This is a genomic window from Pseudoflavonifractor phocaeensis (genome assembly GCF_016901955.1).
GTDB lineage: Bacteria > Bacillota > Clostridia > Oscillospirales > Oscillospiraceae > Flavonifractor > Flavonifractor phocaeensis_A.
Map to the genome: position 1 here is coordinate 1 of NZ_JACJLC010000075.1, position 15,352 is coordinate 15,352.

General features: G+C 49.9%; 16 protein-coding genes. 9 read left to right on the forward strand and 7 right to left on the reverse strand.

Translation table 11 applies throughout. From position 1 onward, the window contains the following. The first annotated feature begins 165 nt into the window (after window positions 1–165). The 5 genes from H6B51_RS13595 (at window position 166) to H6B51_RS18490 (ending at window position 5,247) form a co-directional block, all read left to right on the forward strand. A complete protein-coding gene (locus H6B51_RS13595; RefSeq protein ID WP_242963805.1) occupies window positions 166–555 on the forward strand; it encodes an RNA polymerase subunit sigma-70 in 390 nt (129 codons plus the stop codon). Between the two features lie 476 nt (window positions 556–1,031). Next, window positions 1,032–1,262, forward strand: coding sequence for a hypothetical protein (locus tag H6B51_RS13600; RefSeq protein WP_002576320.1), 231 nt, complete (start codon window positions 1,032–1,034; stop codon window positions 1,260–1,262). A gap of 84 nt (window positions 1,263–1,346) precedes the next feature. Next, the gene (locus H6B51_RS13605; RefSeq protein WP_002576319.1) at window positions 1,347–2,558 is read left to right on the forward strand and encodes a tyrosine-type recombinase/integrase; all 1,212 of its coding nucleotides are present in this window, start codon (window positions 1,347–1,349) and stop codon (window positions 2,556–2,558) included. Between the two features lie 145 nt (window positions 2,559–2,703). Next, window positions 2,704–3,915: a tyrosine-type recombinase/integrase gene (locus H6B51_RS13610; RefSeq protein ID WP_002576318.1), complete on the forward strand. Its 1,212-nt coding sequence runs from the start codon at window positions 2,704–2,706 to the stop codon at window positions 3,913–3,915. A 1,134-nt stretch (window positions 3,916–5,049) separates the two neighbouring features. Further along, a complete protein-coding gene (locus H6B51_RS18490) occupies window positions 5,050–5,247 on the forward strand; it encodes a helix-turn-helix domain-containing protein (RefSeq protein WP_119310538.1) in 198 nt (65 codons plus the stop codon). Between the two features lie 575 nt (window positions 5,248–5,822). On the opposite strand, the gene H6B51_RS13620 is transcribed toward H6B51_RS18490, so the two are convergent. Next, window positions 5,823–6,185 carry a hypothetical protein gene (locus tag H6B51_RS13620; protein WP_204884200.1) on the reverse strand — a complete coding sequence of 121 codons (363 nt, stop codon included), beginning with the start codon at window positions 6,183–6,185 and terminating at the stop codon, window positions 5,823–5,825. Between the two features lie 125 nt (window positions 6,186–6,310). Here H6B51_RS13620 and H6B51_RS13625 point away from each other — a divergent pair, with 125 nt between their 5' ends. Next, window positions 6,311–6,649 carry a helix-turn-helix domain-containing protein gene (locus tag H6B51_RS13625; protein WP_335342166.1) on the forward strand — a complete coding sequence of 113 codons (339 nt, stop codon included), beginning with the start codon at window positions 6,311–6,313 and terminating at the stop codon, window positions 6,647–6,649. A gap of 361 nt (window positions 6,650–7,010) precedes the next feature. On the opposite strand, the gene H6B51_RS13630 is transcribed toward H6B51_RS13625, so the two are convergent. Further along, entirely contained in the window at window positions 7,011–7,646 is a 636-nt protein-coding gene (locus tag H6B51_RS13630) for a hypothetical protein (RefSeq protein WP_243421314.1), read from the reverse strand. A gap of 257 nt (window positions 7,647–7,903) precedes the next feature. Here H6B51_RS13630 and H6B51_RS13635 point away from each other — a divergent pair, with 257 nt between their 5' ends. Together H6B51_RS13635 and H6B51_RS13640 are read left to right on the forward strand one after the other, a co-directional pair. After that, window positions 7,904–8,170: a hypothetical protein gene (locus tag H6B51_RS13635; RefSeq protein WP_204884202.1), complete on the forward strand. Its 267-nt coding sequence runs from the start codon at window positions 7,904–7,906 to the stop codon at window positions 8,168–8,170. Between the two features lie 189 nt (window positions 8,171–8,359). Beyond that, window positions 8,360–9,406, forward strand: coding sequence for a Fic family protein (locus tag H6B51_RS13640; protein WP_204884203.1), 1,047 nt, complete (start codon window positions 8,360–8,362; stop codon window positions 9,404–9,406). Between the two features lie 341 nt (window positions 9,407–9,747). Here H6B51_RS13640 and H6B51_RS13645 read toward each other — a convergent pair whose 3' ends face one another. The 5 genes from H6B51_RS13645 to H6B51_RS13665 all read right to left on the reverse strand — a co-directional run bounded on the left by H6B51_RS13645 (window position 9,748) and on the right by H6B51_RS13665 (window position 13,322). Further along, complete coding sequence (locus H6B51_RS13645) at window positions 9,748–11,157, reverse strand: NYN domain-containing protein (protein ID WP_335342167.1); 1,410 nt, start codon at window positions 11,155–11,157, stop codon at window positions 9,748–9,750. Window positions 11,158–11,292: 135 nt separating this feature from the next. Then, window positions 11,293–11,436, reverse strand: coding sequence for a hypothetical protein (locus H6B51_RS13650; protein ID WP_204884204.1), 144 nt, complete (start codon window positions 11,434–11,436; stop codon window positions 11,293–11,295). Window positions 11,437–11,766: 330 nt separating this feature from the next. Beyond that, on the reverse strand, window positions 11,767–12,093 hold the full coding sequence (locus tag H6B51_RS13655; RefSeq protein ID WP_204884205.1) for a helix-turn-helix domain-containing protein: 327 nt from the start codon (window positions 12,091–12,093) through the stop codon (window positions 11,767–11,769). Between the two features lie 444 nt (window positions 12,094–12,537). Next, window positions 12,538–12,831: a hypothetical protein gene (locus tag H6B51_RS13660; RefSeq protein WP_204884206.1), complete on the reverse strand. Its 294-nt coding sequence runs from the start codon at window positions 12,829–12,831 to the stop codon at window positions 12,538–12,540. Between the two features lie 14 nt (window positions 12,832–12,845). Then, a complete protein-coding gene (locus H6B51_RS13665; RefSeq protein ID WP_204884207.1) occupies window positions 12,846–13,322 on the reverse strand; it encodes a hypothetical protein in 477 nt (158 codons plus the stop codon). A gap of 161 nt (window positions 13,323–13,483) precedes the next feature. Here H6B51_RS13665 and H6B51_RS13670 point away from each other — a divergent pair, with 161 nt between their 5' ends. Next, window positions 13,484–15,256 (forward strand): hypothetical protein, encoded by a 1,773-nt coding sequence (locus tag H6B51_RS13670; protein ID WP_243421315.1) that lies wholly within the window; start codon window positions 13,484–13,486, stop codon window positions 15,254–15,256. The last annotated feature ends 96 nt before the right edge of the window (window positions 15,257–15,352 follow it).

A 15,352-nucleotide genomic window follows, 5' to 3' on the forward strand; every position in this document is an offset into this window, starting at 1 on the left:
AGTGGCCATCCTGTCAATGCACCATGGCTGCGGTGACCATGCACCATTTCAGCGGTCTGGGTGCACCATTCGTGCGGTCTAAAGGCACCGTTTCAGGCGGCGTATTCAAAAAAGAAGTTTGATAGTAGATGGAAGCGTTTAGAAGTTGAGTATTGTGATGCAGGGATGAGCGAAGAACAGATTGCTGCCATGAAAGAATATGACTGGGCATGGTTTTGCAGTCAAAGGGTTTTTCAAAACCATACGCAACCAATACCTTGTGAACAATATGATGAAGTATGTGGTCAATCACAGCTGTTCCGAAAGTTTGCATCGTTATCTTATCAATGGGATGTTGATAAGATTGATCAAACGCGATATGGATGGTTGGCTTCGGTGGAAAACGAACAACTACTGTTGAGATTGAAGAAGCTGTCGAAGAAAGATTTGGAGCTATTGACATTACTTTTTGTGGATGGTTATCGTCAAATTGATGTAGCACGTCTTTGGCATTGTTCCAGAAGTGCTGTTGCACAAAGATTTAAAAAAATAAAAAAATTTTTGAATAACACTTAACAAATGAAGCGTATCAGTGCCTACCCATTGAGGGAAGAACATTCTCCCAATGTGGAGCTTGACAATTTCATAGACGGCATTTCCGGTACATAACCTATGTACGAGCGAATCAGGCACGCCGCGAAGATGGACAGCCCCAGGAGGTGATGAATAGGACTGTTCCGAGCGATCCACGTCAGCCTGATACCCGAAAGTGGCATTTCAGGGCGCGATGACTGCATAGGGGTTAAAGATACTTCCTCACGGCCTCCTAAAGACTTGGGGGGAACTCTGCGGCGCACGAGTAAAACGACGCTGTGGAGTTATGACAGCCGCGCCAGCGGAGACCGGAATGTCCCCATCGCCAGGGGTGCGTGGCAAATGTGGCGAGTAAATTTTTCAAAGTCAGATACCATGCGCTGGCAGCTTCGGTTGCCAGCGCATTCATGTGATTTTGAAAGCAACAACCACATCTTTGACAGAAAGGGGGACCACCTATGGAAAAATTGATTTCGCGGAAAGAGGCTGCCAAATTACTGGGGATTAGCATTGCCACTTTGGATGCAGCTCGAAACAGTGGGCTAATTTCCTATGTTCAGTATGTGCAAAATGGTTGCGTGTACTTTACAGATGCTGGCCTTCAGGAGTATATCGCAAAATGCACCCATCGTGCAAAGCCAGTGGAAAAAAGCGCTACATACCGCAAGCTGCGAAGTGTCCGAGCTTGAGCTGTTCCGTATCCTTGCTGGAACCTAATATGTCTGATAAAACAAAGGTACAGCGCTGGACATTATTCTTAGGAGGTGACGGAATTGGCAAAAAGAAAAAGGGCAATTCCTCAATATGGTACGGTCGTGCTTAACGGCATTGAATATTATAGAACCAGAGTCGAAGATTCGGATGGAAACAGAGTGGCGCTTTATGCAAAGACGCCCGAAAAGCTTTATGACAAGGAACTGGAGGCGTTAGAGCAGATTGACAGTACTACGTTTCGTCGAAGATCGCCTACGGTTGCTGAGTACTGTGAGAAGTGGCTGCTGATGCAGTCCGTCCATGTTCGGGCCACCACCTTGACAGATTATACCTCTAAGGTGCGGCGGCACATTATTGGAGGGCTGGGAGACAAGAGAATGGCTGATGTATCCCTGGATGACATCCAACTTGCCCTCGTACCTGTTTCCAAGAAGTCGGCTTCGGTTTATAAGTCTGTGGTGATTCTCTGCAAGTCCATTTTCCGGGCGGCCAAGGAGAGCCATGTGATTGACGAGGACCCGACCATATACCTGGATGCAAAGGGAGGAGTTCCCCAGGAAGAAAGACAGGCATTGACGGATGAACAGGTTGAGCGGCTTTTGGACACGATCCGGGATTTGCCGCCCTATGTATTTGTGATGATCGGTTTATATGCCGGTCTGCGCCGGGAAGAAATCCTGGCGCTGCAATGGGATTCTGTGTATCTGGATGCAGAGGCTCCGTACTTAACGGTACGGCGGGCATGGCACACAGAACATAACAGGCCGGTCATTCTTACCGAGCTAAAGACCAAAGCGGCACAAAGAAACATTCCTCTCCCGGTCTGTCTGGTTGAATGTCTGAAAGATGCAAAGAAAAAATCCACTTCGGATTATGTGATTGCCAATCGGGACGGTGATCCGCTATCCTATACACAGTTTAAGCGGCTGTGGCAGTATATTGTGACGCGGACTGCAAAGCCGAGAATGGCCAGAAAACTTGTGGACGGAAAGTATGTAAAATATATGCTTTACCCGAAACTTGGAGAAAAAGCCAGGAATAACGGCCATGTGGTATATAGCCTGGATTTTGAAGTGACACCGCATCAGCTGCGGCACACCTACATCACCAATCTGATTCATTCTTCGGTGGACCCCAAAACGGTACAATATTTGGCGGGCCATGAAAGCAGCAAAATCACGATGGACATTTACGCAAAGGTCAAATACAACAGGCCGGATGATCTTGTCAAAGCAATGGGCTGTGCCTTTGACTTATGGGACGCTGTGTAAGTTCCGAACAATTCAGAAAATGAAGTAAGAGCGAGACAAGGATGTCTCGCTCTTAGTTTTTCCTTGGCCGTATCTTTGATTCAATTTGAAATCTCTGATAAAAAGGAGGTGTAGATACATCACCACGCGAGAAAGGAAATTAATTATGGCAAAGAAGAAAAAAAACATACCTCAATATGGAACCGTCACACGAAAGGGTGTCCTGTATTACAGAACCCGGATTCTGGACGCAGACGGCAAGCAGGTGAGCTTGTATGGGACTACCTGCGAGGAACTGTACGATAAAGAGCAGGAGGCGAGACGCCAGGTAGCGGAGATCATCTTCCACCGGGAGCATCCTACTGTGGCCGAGTATTGTGAGAAGTGGCTGTTGATGCAATCCGCAAAAGTGTCGCCGGCTACACTGAAGGGCTACGCCTCCAATATGAAGAACTACATTATCAAGCCTTTGGGAGATATGTATATGGAGGAAGTAACAGCGGATGATATTCGTCTGGCGCTGATCCCATTGTCCAATAAGTCCGAGAGCCTGCACAATACGGTGAATATGCTCCTCAAGTGCATTTTTTACTCGGCAGAGCGGAGCCAGTTGCTGGAATACAATCCGTGTGAGGGGATTTCGGCAAAAGGAGGGAAACCGACCCAAAAGAAAGATTCGCTGACAGACCAGCAGGTGGAAGTGCTGCTGGAAACCGTCAAAGGACTTCCGCCGTATCTGTTTACCATGATCGGCTTATATGCCGGTCTGCGCCGAGAAGAAGCTCTCGCCTTGCAATGGGATTGTGTGTTCCTCGATGCACCCACTCCATATATCTCTGTGCGGCGCGCATGGCGATCAGAGCATAACAGACCGGTTATCTCTACAACGCTTAAGACGAAAGCAGCAAGAAGGGATATTCCCATTCCCAAATGCCTTGTGAATTGTCTGCGGGAAGCCAAGGCTGCCTCCAAATCGGAATATGTGATTGCCGATAGTGAGGGACAGCCCTTGTCATATTCGCAGTTCAAACGTGTCTGGCAGTACATCGTTGTTCGGTCTACCAAGGAGCGTACCTATTATAAGTATGTGAACGGACAGAGCATCAAGTACACTGTTCAGCCGAGTCTGGGAGGACATCAGAAAAACAATCCCAACATTGTGTATAGCCTGGACTTCGATGTGACACCGCACCTGCTGCGGCATACCTACATCACCAATCTTCTGTATGCAGGTGTTGACCCCAAGACGGTCCAGTACCTTGCCGGACATGAGAACAGCAAGACAACTATGGACATCTATGCAAGAGTAAAGTATAATAAACCAGAACAGCTATTCGATGTAGTAAATTCTGCATTTCATCAAGCTGTCCCCTCGTAAAAGTGGCCTGTTTTTTGGTTAAGGAATAGGACAACCGAGGGGCCGAGGCTCAAAAAAGCCCGGAATATCAAGGAAAATCATCGCTCAGACGATTGAAGTACGGTCTGAAAGCGGCAAGACGTGCACCCCAGTTCTCCAAGCGTTAAAAAGTTGCTTTTTCCCCGGAAAGCTTCGGTTTTCCGGGGTTTTTCTTTTCTAAAAGTTGATAGTATGGATTCCGGTATGTCTATTTGTGCCTTGAACTCTGTTACTATATATAGTGGTTTAGATGAATTTTAGACACAATATTTGGGGCCACTTTGAGGTTACGGACCCGTTTGAGGTTACAAATGAGGTTACGGAGATTTTCGATTTTCAGAACTTTTCGAGGCAATTTGAGCACTTCTGCTCCAGTTACGAAAAGGCTTCAAAATGTTATGAAAAAATTGAAATGTGGAATTCCGGTTTTTGAGAGATAGAATTGATTATCAAACCGTTTCATGTTGTGTTGTGATATCTTTTCCACAAGGTCAAGTGATAAAATCTCGTGTGTTTGAACCGAAGCATTGGCCGTTATGTGTGAAAAAGCAAATGCACTTCCGTGCAGGCTGTCCGCCTGTTGGAAGTGCGTTTTCTCAATGAAAAACTTGTTCTGCTTTCAGCAGCTCATATTTCAAAAGATCGAGGGAGGCCCTGCCAGCATCTGCCCCCAGGTCATAGACCACTTGCAGCTTAACGGGGTCTTTCTCCACCCGCCCGATTGGGAGCGATTCTGCGAGAAGGACTACGAGCAACTTTTTCCTTGCCTTTCCATTTCGATGATGTCCCCCACTTGCCGGTTGTAGACCTCCCATAGCCGGTTGAAGGAGCGCAGCCAAGGGATGGGACTCTACTTTCGATATTCCAGAGGCAGGGTAAGCACAAGAACTATATGGCTCTCTACCATTGCTCGAAGACAAGATACAGCAAATGTAAAGGAGATTGGCTCTGGAACATTTCACTCTCGGCCCGTTGTTCTTGTGCCAGTCAGGTAATTTATAGTCCAGTACAAACCGCGAATTTGAGACTTTGTTGTGCTATGGGGGGTGAACTTTACCCTCTGTTTTCTACTGTTATAATGAGGGGCAATTTTCTCCAAAGAAGGATGTGAACACCATGGAATTATACTCCCGAAGTGAGGCTGCCGCTATGCTCGGCATTACAGTTCGAAAGCTGGATGAACTGCGCGCCAGAAGATTGATAGGATACTATCAACGCTGCCCGGGCGGGAAAGTACAGTTTTCTATGGCTCACTTGGAAAAGTATCTGCAACGCATCGAGAAGTCACCAAGACCAGTTACCAAGTCAAGATGAAGAACTAAGGATACAAGTGTTGTTGGAACGGCGGGATAGTCACATCGATTAAGTGCTGAATTCCACAATGCAAAAACGGCGCCTGCTCGATATTTAATTACTGAGCCGGCGCCTCTTTGTAGTTCAATAGAGCTCCCACCAGTAGTCAAATACCTTACGATAGTGGTTTCCTTTCTTTGGTAGACAGCGATATTTCCGGACTTTTCGATTCCCTTTCCGCTTCAGATACTGCTGCCGGTTGCTGGACTTCATATACTGAATGTGCAGTCCCGAGTGGAGCAAGGTCGTTATTCTCTCATAGTCCCCTATTATATAACCCATATTCGGCGCGTAACCGCTGTGCTGAATGAGAAACAGAAGGTGATCTGAATGCCTGATACTTTGTGAACGTCGGTATTGGCGACCGGTACGACGCCCGCAGCCATTCTCCGCTTTAGTCGATTCCAGGATCTCGGCGATCCGATTGTTTAACTCTTGCTCTGTCATAGGCCTTTCTACTCTGAACGATCCGGGTGACAGGATTGACTCCGTTCCAAGACCCTCGCTGTTTTGCGTGATATTCCCGTTTGGCTTTCTTACTGCGCTTGTCCAATGGTATCAACTGCTTCACGGGAATTCGCCTCCTCTTTTCTCTGTTGTTGACATTCGCCCCAAAGCGCACGGCACACATCCAAATAGTCTATATAGCCCAGCAACATCATCTTTTTCGGCAACTCTTCCAGAGCTGCCTGGAACCGCGCACGATCCCGTTTCCGCACATGGCAGAAGATCACACGGTACGGAGAGTCACCCCGTACATATTCCTCGCGGAAGTGCACCCGCACCTGATGCTTGATGAAGAGCTGATCAGCCAGATAAGCATCCGTGTCCAGGAATGCGAAATAATTATAGAACAGAGATAGCCTGTCAATGTGCTGGTAGAAAAATGTATCTCCCAATGGTGCTCTCCTTTATGACAATCTCATTACAAATGCAGAGGATCGCTTGCTATTCCAGAGTATATCGGTTATATTTTAATATTCCGCTGCGGCGGAAATCATCCTACTGAATGGAGGCGATCCATATGTCCGTGATTCGGTTTCCTGTGATCGATCCTGTGGCTACCGGAGCAAATATCTGCCGGCTTCGAAAAGACCGTGGCCTGACCGTTCGAGATCTCCAGCAGTATTTCGGATTCGAGGAGCCACAGGCCATCTACAAATGGCAGCGGGGGCAGAGCCTGCCCAGTGTAGATAACCTCTACGCGCTGAGTGCCTTGCTCCAGGTCCCGATGAATGAGATCATCATCTCCACTTCTCATATTGTTCCGTTTGAGCAGCAGGCTTCCGCCTGCTGCTCAGGTCATTTTATACTGGGATTATTTCCGGCACAGTGGGCGTGGCAGAATTTCAAAACCGCTTAGACCCTTATCCGCTTGCTCTCCACGGGCTTGCCCCGGCCAAACTGGACCGCTGCCTACCCAAGGTTGAGCCAGCGACTTGAAATATAGATTATCATGCCATTTTATCTGGCAACAGGTGGGCGTAAGATTGAATTCTGCGTTTGACAACGAATGTGTTGTAGAATGGCGGCTTTACGGCGAACGTAGAAGGAGGCGCCTGACGACCCAATCATCATGAGTTATGAGCTCATTTTGCATTCATCAGATGCAGTCCTTTGTATCGCGGGGGTTGCGCAGCCTCATAATTCATCTGCGCCTGAACCGATCATCACTGTCAATCCACTCTGCCACGCCCACCACACCGGAAGGTGTGGCGTTTGGGTCAAGCAACCGTAGCCTTTTCAATGTAGTCGCTGAGGATCACCTCAAAGCTATCGTTCATGTCAAAGGGCGGTTCATATGCGACCTCGGTATTGACCAGGCACTTGTCCAGGGACATGGAGATCTCATCTGCCTTTTTGCTCAGAGCCGTGGCCATTCCCCGGATCTTATTCCGATCGAAGTCAATAGTGGTGACCTGCGTGGCATCGCAGCGGTAGGAGACCTGATTGCCCTCACCGTTAAACCGGAAGCCTGAGCCCCCACCGGCGATTGTCTTTTCACTGTTACGGAGCGTGATCATATGACGGAAGACTTCAGCCAACTCCTGGCGTTGCCGATTCAGGCCCACCTCGCTGTCCATATCCAGTTCCAGTCCGCCCTTGGCGGTATGGATGGCTCGACACAGTTTCTCCCGTTCTTCCAGGATGGACATGAGGAAGGCAGCCACTTCGTTTGCATGGCCAGCGTACTCACTGGGAGCGACTTCCTCCACCACCGCGTCTTGGGCATCACCCAGGACCTTGCTTCTCAGGTGCGTGGTCTTGACCTTGACGATGTTCCGCCGATCTTGAAGGATCTCAGTGGCTTCGACCATCAGATCTTTGAGTTTATTCTGGAAGCGAAAAGCGTCTTTCATATTCATACCTCCTCTGATCTCGTCAAAATAAAACCAGTCTAAAGTTTCGCTGGATACAGTCCTTTGATGTGTTCATCATACCGCTTACTCACCTCGCTGTCATTGAACTGCTGGTTTAATTAGAGTCAATGAGTTTTTCTTGCCATATGATGACCCCCCAGGATCAGCGACAGCTCCTTGAGCCTTCTGGTCGCCAAATCGAAGGATTCAAATAAGCTTTTTATGAGGGCTACATCGAAGCATAAGAGGAAACTGCCATGTTATCTTCTGCGATTGAAAAAGGGAAATCCCAAGTATTGAGCCACTGTGCTGTTGTCATGACGACTCACACTATCCAGTCTGCCTTCAGCATTGAGGACCCACAAAAGCGGAAACAGGAGATTACTCCCCTGTTGAAGAGCGGAGACTTCTTCAAAAAAATCGTCGTTACAAGCGGCAACGCAAAACCCCATGTGGATGAGCAAGGCATTACCTATATGGGCATCATTCCATTCCTCTTGAACAAGGATAGTTTGGATTTGTAAACGGCTGGTCGCACCCATGTTTCTGGTTATCCCGCTGGAGTATGCTGTATGGCGATGCACGATCACTTTCCCTTACAAGCGTATATTATCCCTCAAATGTGGTATGCTGTTAAGGGATAATACTCTTCAGGAGTTGCGGTTTCCCTTATTATATGCTATGATTTAAGGGAATAAAGGAGGCGTAAGGGTATGCGCACATTCAATTACTCCTTGATCCGGGAGCAGAAGTGGGACTCGGATATCCTGGGGCTGGTCGCGGCAATCTATAAGGAGGCCGGGAAACAGGAGCTGTATCTGAAACAGCGGCCGGAGGAATTGGAGAAACTGGTGGAGATCGCAAAGGTGCAGAGCACCGAGGCATCCAATGCCATTGAGGGCATCGTGACCACAAACACCCGCATCCGGCAGCTGGTGGAGGAGAAAACGACGCCAAGGAATCGGGATGAGCAGGAGATCGCAGGTTACCGGGACGTGCTGAGCCTCATTCACGAGAACTTCGATGCCATCCCCATCACCCAGAATTATATCCTGCAGCTCCACAAGATCCTTTATAGTCACATGAACAACCCCATGGCGGGTAGGACGAAAAACGTTCAGAACTACATCCGTGCCACCTATCCCGACGGCCATGCGGAGACTTTGTTCACCCCCTTGGCTCCCTATGAAACCCCAGAGGCTCTGGACAGGATCTGCGAGGAGTACAACCGTGTCATCGGAAACATGGAAGTGGAGCCGCTGATCATTATTCCCGTGTTCATCCACGATTTCCTCTGCATCCACCCCTTCAACGACGGAAACGGCAGAATGAGCCGTTTGCTGACCACATTGCTACTTTACCGCAGTGGGTTTTATGTGGGCAAATACATCTCTCTGGAGGCCAAGATTGCGAAAAACAAAGAGCTCTATTATGGAGCTCTGCGGCAAGCACAGATCGGGTGGCATGAAGGCATTGAAGATGTGGTGCCATTCATCAAATACCTGCTGGGGACAATCCTCTCCGCCTACAAGGACTTTGAAGACCGCTTTGCTCTGGTGGAGACCAAGCGCCCTGCCCTGGAGACCGTTCGCCGAGCAACCATGGAGAAGATCGGTCGGTTTACGAAGCAGGACATCCGGGAACTCTGTCCTTCACTCAGCATTAGCTCTATCGAAGGGGGGCTACGGAAACTGGTGGCCGCTGGAGAATTGAAACGAGAGGGTACCGGGAAGAACATTTGCTATTACAGGTTAAAATGATTCGCTCACACAAAACAACACGGATATGGCTTCATTGCGAAGTCAAATCCGTGCTGTTTTCATACTCTTTTGCGCGATGAATCTTCAGTATGGATCAAAGAAGCTTCACTTCGATTCGCTTATCGTTAAAGCCGAAACTCGTCAATCCATTCTTGCAGAGTTCATTTCGGTGTCGTGCAGTGAATGCTTGGTCGTAGCCAGGATGATCACGGCCGGCAAAATCATCTATGCAGTCTCGAATGACTCTGAGATCTGTGGATACGATTTGTGTGCGCCCCCCTCTCTGGCCCATATGGATCGTTATCGTCCAAACCATAATAGTCTTCTCCTGCGCTGACTTCTCACAGCGGGCCGAGCTGAACACTCGCATTTCCTTCTGCATCGACCACAAGTCTCATGGGCTTGATATATCTGGCATAAAATTGCTCTCGTTCAGCAGTGCTCAGATTAGCCCGAGTCAGGCGATATGCCTCGCTTAGAATCTCCCGGATGTTGAACTGCACTTCAGAGTCAAGGACACGTTTGACCTCATTTAGGACAGCCTGGATGCGGATCTCGTCGCTATTGCCGGTGCAAAAATCATCGGTATAGCAGTAGGTGATGCCAGCGTCGATCATCGCCTTCTTGACTGCCGAACTGCACTTCTCGTCTTCCACCAAGACCAGGAAATGGGCCTCTGGCATAGCGGAGATCAGGCCCCAGTAGTCAGAGTCGCTTGAGACAAGGATAAAGGAATCTGTATTGTTTTGAAAGAATTCCCGGCAGGTCCCAGTGGTAAGACGGATGTCTACCAGGGACTTGTTCTCCTTAATGCGCTCAATCATATTGTGTTCAATGGGGATCTGCGTGAACCACTCAAGAATCTTCCACGCAGTTGCAGTGTGGATGTCGTCATAGAGGATGATCTTGCTAATCTTTCCCAACAGAGCGGCCTGATCCAGGTTCTTCAGCGTGGCGTAGAGCTTGTAAGGGTCAGCATTTTCACAGTCCACCACCACCGCAGTCCGGGCGCTCCGCTCCAGGAAGTCATAGATGCCATCTTTGGCGATCTGGCCGGCATCGCTTACCTTGCTCATATCAGCGAAATAGTCCTCATGGTACTCATAGAGCAACCGGACGAACTTTTTATCATTGTAGAGAAGGTTCCCCACCGATGAAGTAAAGGACCAGTTAATATAGACTTGATAGGGATACTTGTCGATGTTGGAGTAATATTCCTCGGCAGCGGCTTTTGTTCCCTTTTCAGTAGTGCCGCCCGGCATAATAAAAATCGGCCGTAAGTACTCCCACTTTAGCCAAATGGGGAACAGGCTTTTGCAGTTGTTAATCCGATTGGCGATATGCTTGTTGATGTCTAAAATATATTGGATGGGTTGAGCATTGGAGCGATAGATAGAGATGCCGTCCAGGGTAAGCTGGCTGAGGCACTCCTGCGGTATGTATTCCGGAAGGCTGAGGATACTCTTCAGATCATACTTCATTGCCAAGCTGATCTTACGGAAATTGCGTTCGATCGATGTACGGAGCATACAGAGGTTTCGGATAATGCGAGCGTTCTTGTCCTGGTGCAGTTCCTCGTACCATTCCATCTTTGGCGGTTCGTGCTCATTCTCAAAAATAGTCTTTGGGACGCCGATCAAGTAGGCCACTTTGGAGACGACCATGTAGGTGCTGTTCTCATAGAGCGTATATGACTGTATGTTTTCGTCAATTTCCTGCTCCATATTGTCATAATCATAATCTTTGATCATAGCATTGTCTCCTATTTGCCTCTCTTTAAGGAACGACAGCTGTTCTTACTTCTGATTATACGGTATTTCTATCAGAAAGACAACGGGGGAACTGGTCATCAGATTTCTCTGAAAATGTGGGAACTAGGGATGAGGTCAAAGGCCATACTTCTTGATGATGTATGCCATGTGGGTTTCCAGTTCATACTTTGCATTCTCTGGTATTTTTCCTTCTGTAAGCACACGGGGGATATCCAGCTTTGCCATCCCATCTTCATCGCGGCGCAGGGTGATATACAATCTTTTCCTTCCACTATACCTATACAGTCTTCATTGATTTCTCTATTGCCCGCCTTAGAGATACAGCAATAGTCCATCAGCATCTCCTCCCTCAAAGATATTGATCGGAGTATTTAGAACTTTTTTACCATTCTATCAGTTAGACTATCTTTCCGCAAGATAGATTTCTGCACTCAAAGGTCTTTTTTCAGGAAAACAGAGTTACAGAAGGGAGCCTTTAATTCTTTCATAGAATACGTCGAAACATCATAGACGGAATTGTAGTGAACTCTACCGAAAAGGAAAACGCCCCGCATCATTGAAAAACGATGCGGGGCTTGCTTACTTTGGCTACTTAACAGCGTCCTCGATCATTACATCGAAGATCCGCTTGATCCTCTTTCGCTCATGGGGGGATAGTGCGGCAAGTTGCTCGGAGATCTCTGTACTGATAATTGCGGAGGAGACTGTCAGTACATCTACCAGCAACGTATTGGCGTCTACTTCAAGCGCATTTGCAATCTCGATGAATGTCTCCAGCTTCGGTACCTTAGCCCCGCATTCGATATTACTGAGATATTTTGGGGTAATGTCTACCTCCTGAGCCAATTCCGCCTGGGTCAGTCCGCGAGCCTTACGAACCGCCTTGATGCGCGCTCCTATTCTGACTGCGTCCACTTGTCCACCCCCTAACAGATAGAATTTCTGTCTATTAGGAGTATAAAATGCTATTGCCGTCAATCAAATCCACCAGAGGTCAGACCATCTCACTATTTGAAAGACTTTCATTAAAATCATGCCTATTTGTAGGAATGACAGTGAAGGCTCGAAACGAAATGGAGGCCGGAACAGGTAATCCTGCTCCGGCCTCCGTTACGTTACGATCGAGTAGACGATCCCTTGGAATCGCCGTATTGTTTCTTCCATACGGCATAGCACTTTTTACACGCGATGCTTGGCCGCTCTAAAACCTCATTTTCACTGACATCCGTCTCGTAGTAGTCGGTATCTTGCTGGTACCGGCCGCATAATGACTGTCCGTTTCTGAAGCAGTGGCACTTTGTAGCCATGTGAACGGTGCCATCTTTATCAGATATCGGTAATTGCCAAACGGGTTGCCCGCTATCCATTGGAAACTTGCTCATAGGCGCCTCGCTTTGTATCTTTCCCCCTACCATGCTCCATCTCCATCCGAAGGTTCAGCTCCGACTCGGAGATCTCAACGGCATAGGCGACTCGGCGGTATTGCTTGAGCAGGTACTTGGTGTTGTGGGTGTTATCTACCGGCTGACGGGCAGTCATCTTCCCCTCCAGCTTTTCCACACCGACGTACAGGCCTGTGGAGATTTCATCCCGTTTGACCTCTTTTTCTATGGCAAGAGCCGGGCGAAGGGTGCGCTTTGTTTTATTCGGCATATTATCCGCTCCTCTCATGTATTTTTCTTTGGTTTGGGTGGTCCGCGATAAGACCCTTCTGCCAGCTTACACTTCCCCCAGTCTAAGGAGCTATAGAAGATTAAGGGCACTGGCCGGGCAAAAAAAGAATCACACGGTATCCGAAACACCTGTATTTGCAAGGCTTGTGCTCCGACCAGGATGGCTTTTTCGCTTGGGACGCCAAGCTGGACATCCATCTGGATTTGTCCATTCCCATCAAATTGGCCCGAAGCCTTAGCGATACCAAGTATTTCCCCTATGCGCTTGAGCTGTAACTCCTCACAATCTTCACCGTAGATCATTTCTCGGTAGCGGCAGGGGGAGAGAACTGAACCGCGTGAACTGGAGAAGCTCACGCGGCTGATGATGCCGGCATCTTCAATTTTGAGAATAAACCTTCCAACGCGGGACTTCGACCAGCCCCAGCGGTGGGCGAGGTAATTATATGAAAGCAGCAGCAACCCCTTCATATCTGCATACCACGCTGGACGGCATCCTCACGGTCAAAGGACAGGGGCGCGGTAAGTGATGCTCCGCCATCTTCTGCGGCGGCTGGTCGTACCGCCTTAGCGCGCGGTGCGCTGGCCCGGTCTAAACACAAAATGAATTTTATCAAGGAGGTAATCTGCGTATGAAACATAGCAAGGCCCATATCCCCCACAGGCTGACAGCCCTGCTGCTGGCCTTGGTGCTATGCCTCGGCATGATGCCAAGCGCCTTTGCCGCCCAGCAGGACAGTTACCACGACCCTGCGGAACACTGGCAGGAGGCCAACAACCGCACCAACGAGCTGGATGCAAATGCTGTGGTGACGATTGAAACATTTAACTGCGGCGAGTGCGGCAAGGCCACATCCTTTGAGGTGTTCAGAACACCTGAGTACACCCGGGACGGCCAGACTGCTCTGACCCGCAACGTCAAGTATTCGGACGGCACGATGGCAGACGGCGAGGGAAAAGGCACCATTCTGGACGGCGTGCCGGGGCAGGACGCCAGTTACACGGCCTATCATTGGACCAAGGCAGTCTGCCAGACCTGCGGTGGGATCAACACCAACATGGGTACATCCCCCTCTGACGATTACGGGTATCTCCGCAACGTCTACTGGCTGTACGATTGCGCCAACAATTTCTTTGAGGAACTGCCGGAAACACAGACCATCGAGCAGGTAGACAGCGAGTACCACCGTGTTATTACCGAGAGCGGAGAATACTGTGGGTTCTGCTACGGCACCTTCAAAGAGGAAAATTCCACGCTGGAGCGGCACCACATGGAGAGCAGCATCCGCCCGGAGCTGGCCCATGACCGCTTTGTGGAGATGGACACCTGTACGGACTGCGGCTATGCCGAAACCGCCTACACCGCTGCCAAGGCTGTCATTGCGGATTACTTCGGCGTAGTGGACGGCCAGCCCCACACCGTCACCGTGTCCGACTTGAGCGAGGCCGGCGTGACTACCGCCATCCGCTACGGCCACAGCGCGGACGCCTGCACCCTGACTTCCGCCCCCAACTACACCGAGGCCGGGGATTATCCGGTTTACTATGAGATCACCTACACCTATCACAACACGGATATGGTGGAGGACGGCGTGGCGTATGTCCATCTCCGGGATGAAACAACGGACGAGAGCGGCAACTGCACCTGCGGCTGCGGCAATCCCGACTGCGGCTGCCAAGACCCGGACTGTGACGGCTGCTGCTGTTCCGACAAGGGCTGCGGCGAGAATCACAACTGGACGCTGCTGGACAGCGTAGACCCCACCTGCCTGACCCTCGGCTATGACCGCTACCTGTGCGTGGACTGCGGCATGATTGAAAAGCGGGACTATGAGGCCGCGCTGGGCCACGCCTACCAGAGCGTGGTCATCCGGGACGCCACCTGTGAAGTCCCCGGCAAGACCATTGACATTTGTGAGCGGTGCGGCAATGTGAAAGAAACCGACCTGCCCCCGACTGAGCATGAATTTGCGACCTCTGTTGTCGCCGCCACCTGCACCAGCCCCGGCTACACCCTGCGGGAGTGTACCGTCTGCGGGGAGCGCCACATTGAGGACATCACCCCGGCGCTGGCGCACAACTATGTGAGCAAAACCACCCCTGCCACCTGCGAGGGCGGCGGGCGCACCCTACATATCTGCGAGGGCTGTGGAAGTTCGTTTATCACCGACTACACCGACCCGCTGGGCCACAGTTGGGACGAGGGCAAGGAGATCACCGGGGCCACCTGCACCGGCGAGGGCATGACCGAGTACACCTGCGTCCGCTGCGGAGCCACCCGTCTGGAGGGCGACGAGGCCGCAGGCCATGTGCCCGGCGATCCGGCCACCTGCACCCAGCCCCAACTCTGCACCCGCTGCGGCGCTGTCATTGAAAACGCTTTGGGCCATGACTGGAGCTGTTGACAAAGTCCACACAATCCCAAGAGTAAATGGTAGAATAGAGTTACATGGGGGTGGGAGAATGCAACTGAAGCTCCATATGGTGACGATAGAAGATCT

Excerpts from the sequence above, each read along its gene's own strand:
- H6B51_RS13595 (WP_242963805.1), top strand. The coding sequence starts at position 166 with ATGAGCGAAGAACAGATTGCTGCCATGAAAGAATATGACTGGGCATGG.
- H6B51_RS13600 (WP_002576320.1), top strand. The coding sequence starts at position 1,032 with ATGGAAAAATTGATTTCGCGGAAAGAGGCTGCCAAATTACTGGGGATT.
- H6B51_RS13610 (WP_002576318.1), top strand. The coding sequence starts at position 2,704 with ATGGCAAAGAAGAAAAAAAACATACCTCAATATGGAACCGTCACACGA.
- H6B51_RS18490 (WP_119310538.1), top strand. The coding sequence starts at position 5,050 with ATGGAATTATACTCCCGAAGTGAGGCTGCCGCTATGCTCGGCATTACA.
- H6B51_RS13625 (WP_335342166.1), top strand. The coding sequence starts at position 6,311 with ATGTCCGTGATTCGGTTTCCTGTGATCGATCCTGTGGCTACCGGAGCA.
- H6B51_RS13630 (WP_243421314.1), bottom strand. The coding sequence starts at position 7,646 with ATGAAAGACGCTTTTCGCTTCCAGAATAAACTCAAAGATCTGATGGTC.
- H6B51_RS13635 (WP_204884202.1), top strand. The coding sequence starts at position 7,904 with ATGTTATCTTCTGCGATTGAAAAAGGGAAATCCCAAGTATTGAGCCAC.
- H6B51_RS13640 (WP_204884203.1), top strand. The coding sequence starts at position 8,360 with ATGCGCACATTCAATTACTCCTTGATCCGGGAGCAGAAGTGGGACTCG.
- H6B51_RS13645 (WP_335342167.1), bottom strand. The coding sequence starts at position 11,157 with ATGATCAAAGATTATGATTATGACAATATGGAGCAGGAAATTGACGAA.
- H6B51_RS13660 (WP_204884206.1), bottom strand. The coding sequence starts at position 12,831 with ATGCCGAATAAAACAAAGCGCACCCTTCGCCCGGCTCTTGCCATAGAA.
- H6B51_RS13665 (WP_204884207.1), bottom strand. The coding sequence starts at position 13,322 with ATGAAGGGGTTGCTGCTGCTTTCATATAATTACCTCGCCCACCGCTGG.
- H6B51_RS13670 (WP_243421315.1), top strand. The coding sequence starts at position 13,484 with ATGAAACATAGCAAGGCCCATATCCCCCACAGGCTGACAGCCCTGCTG.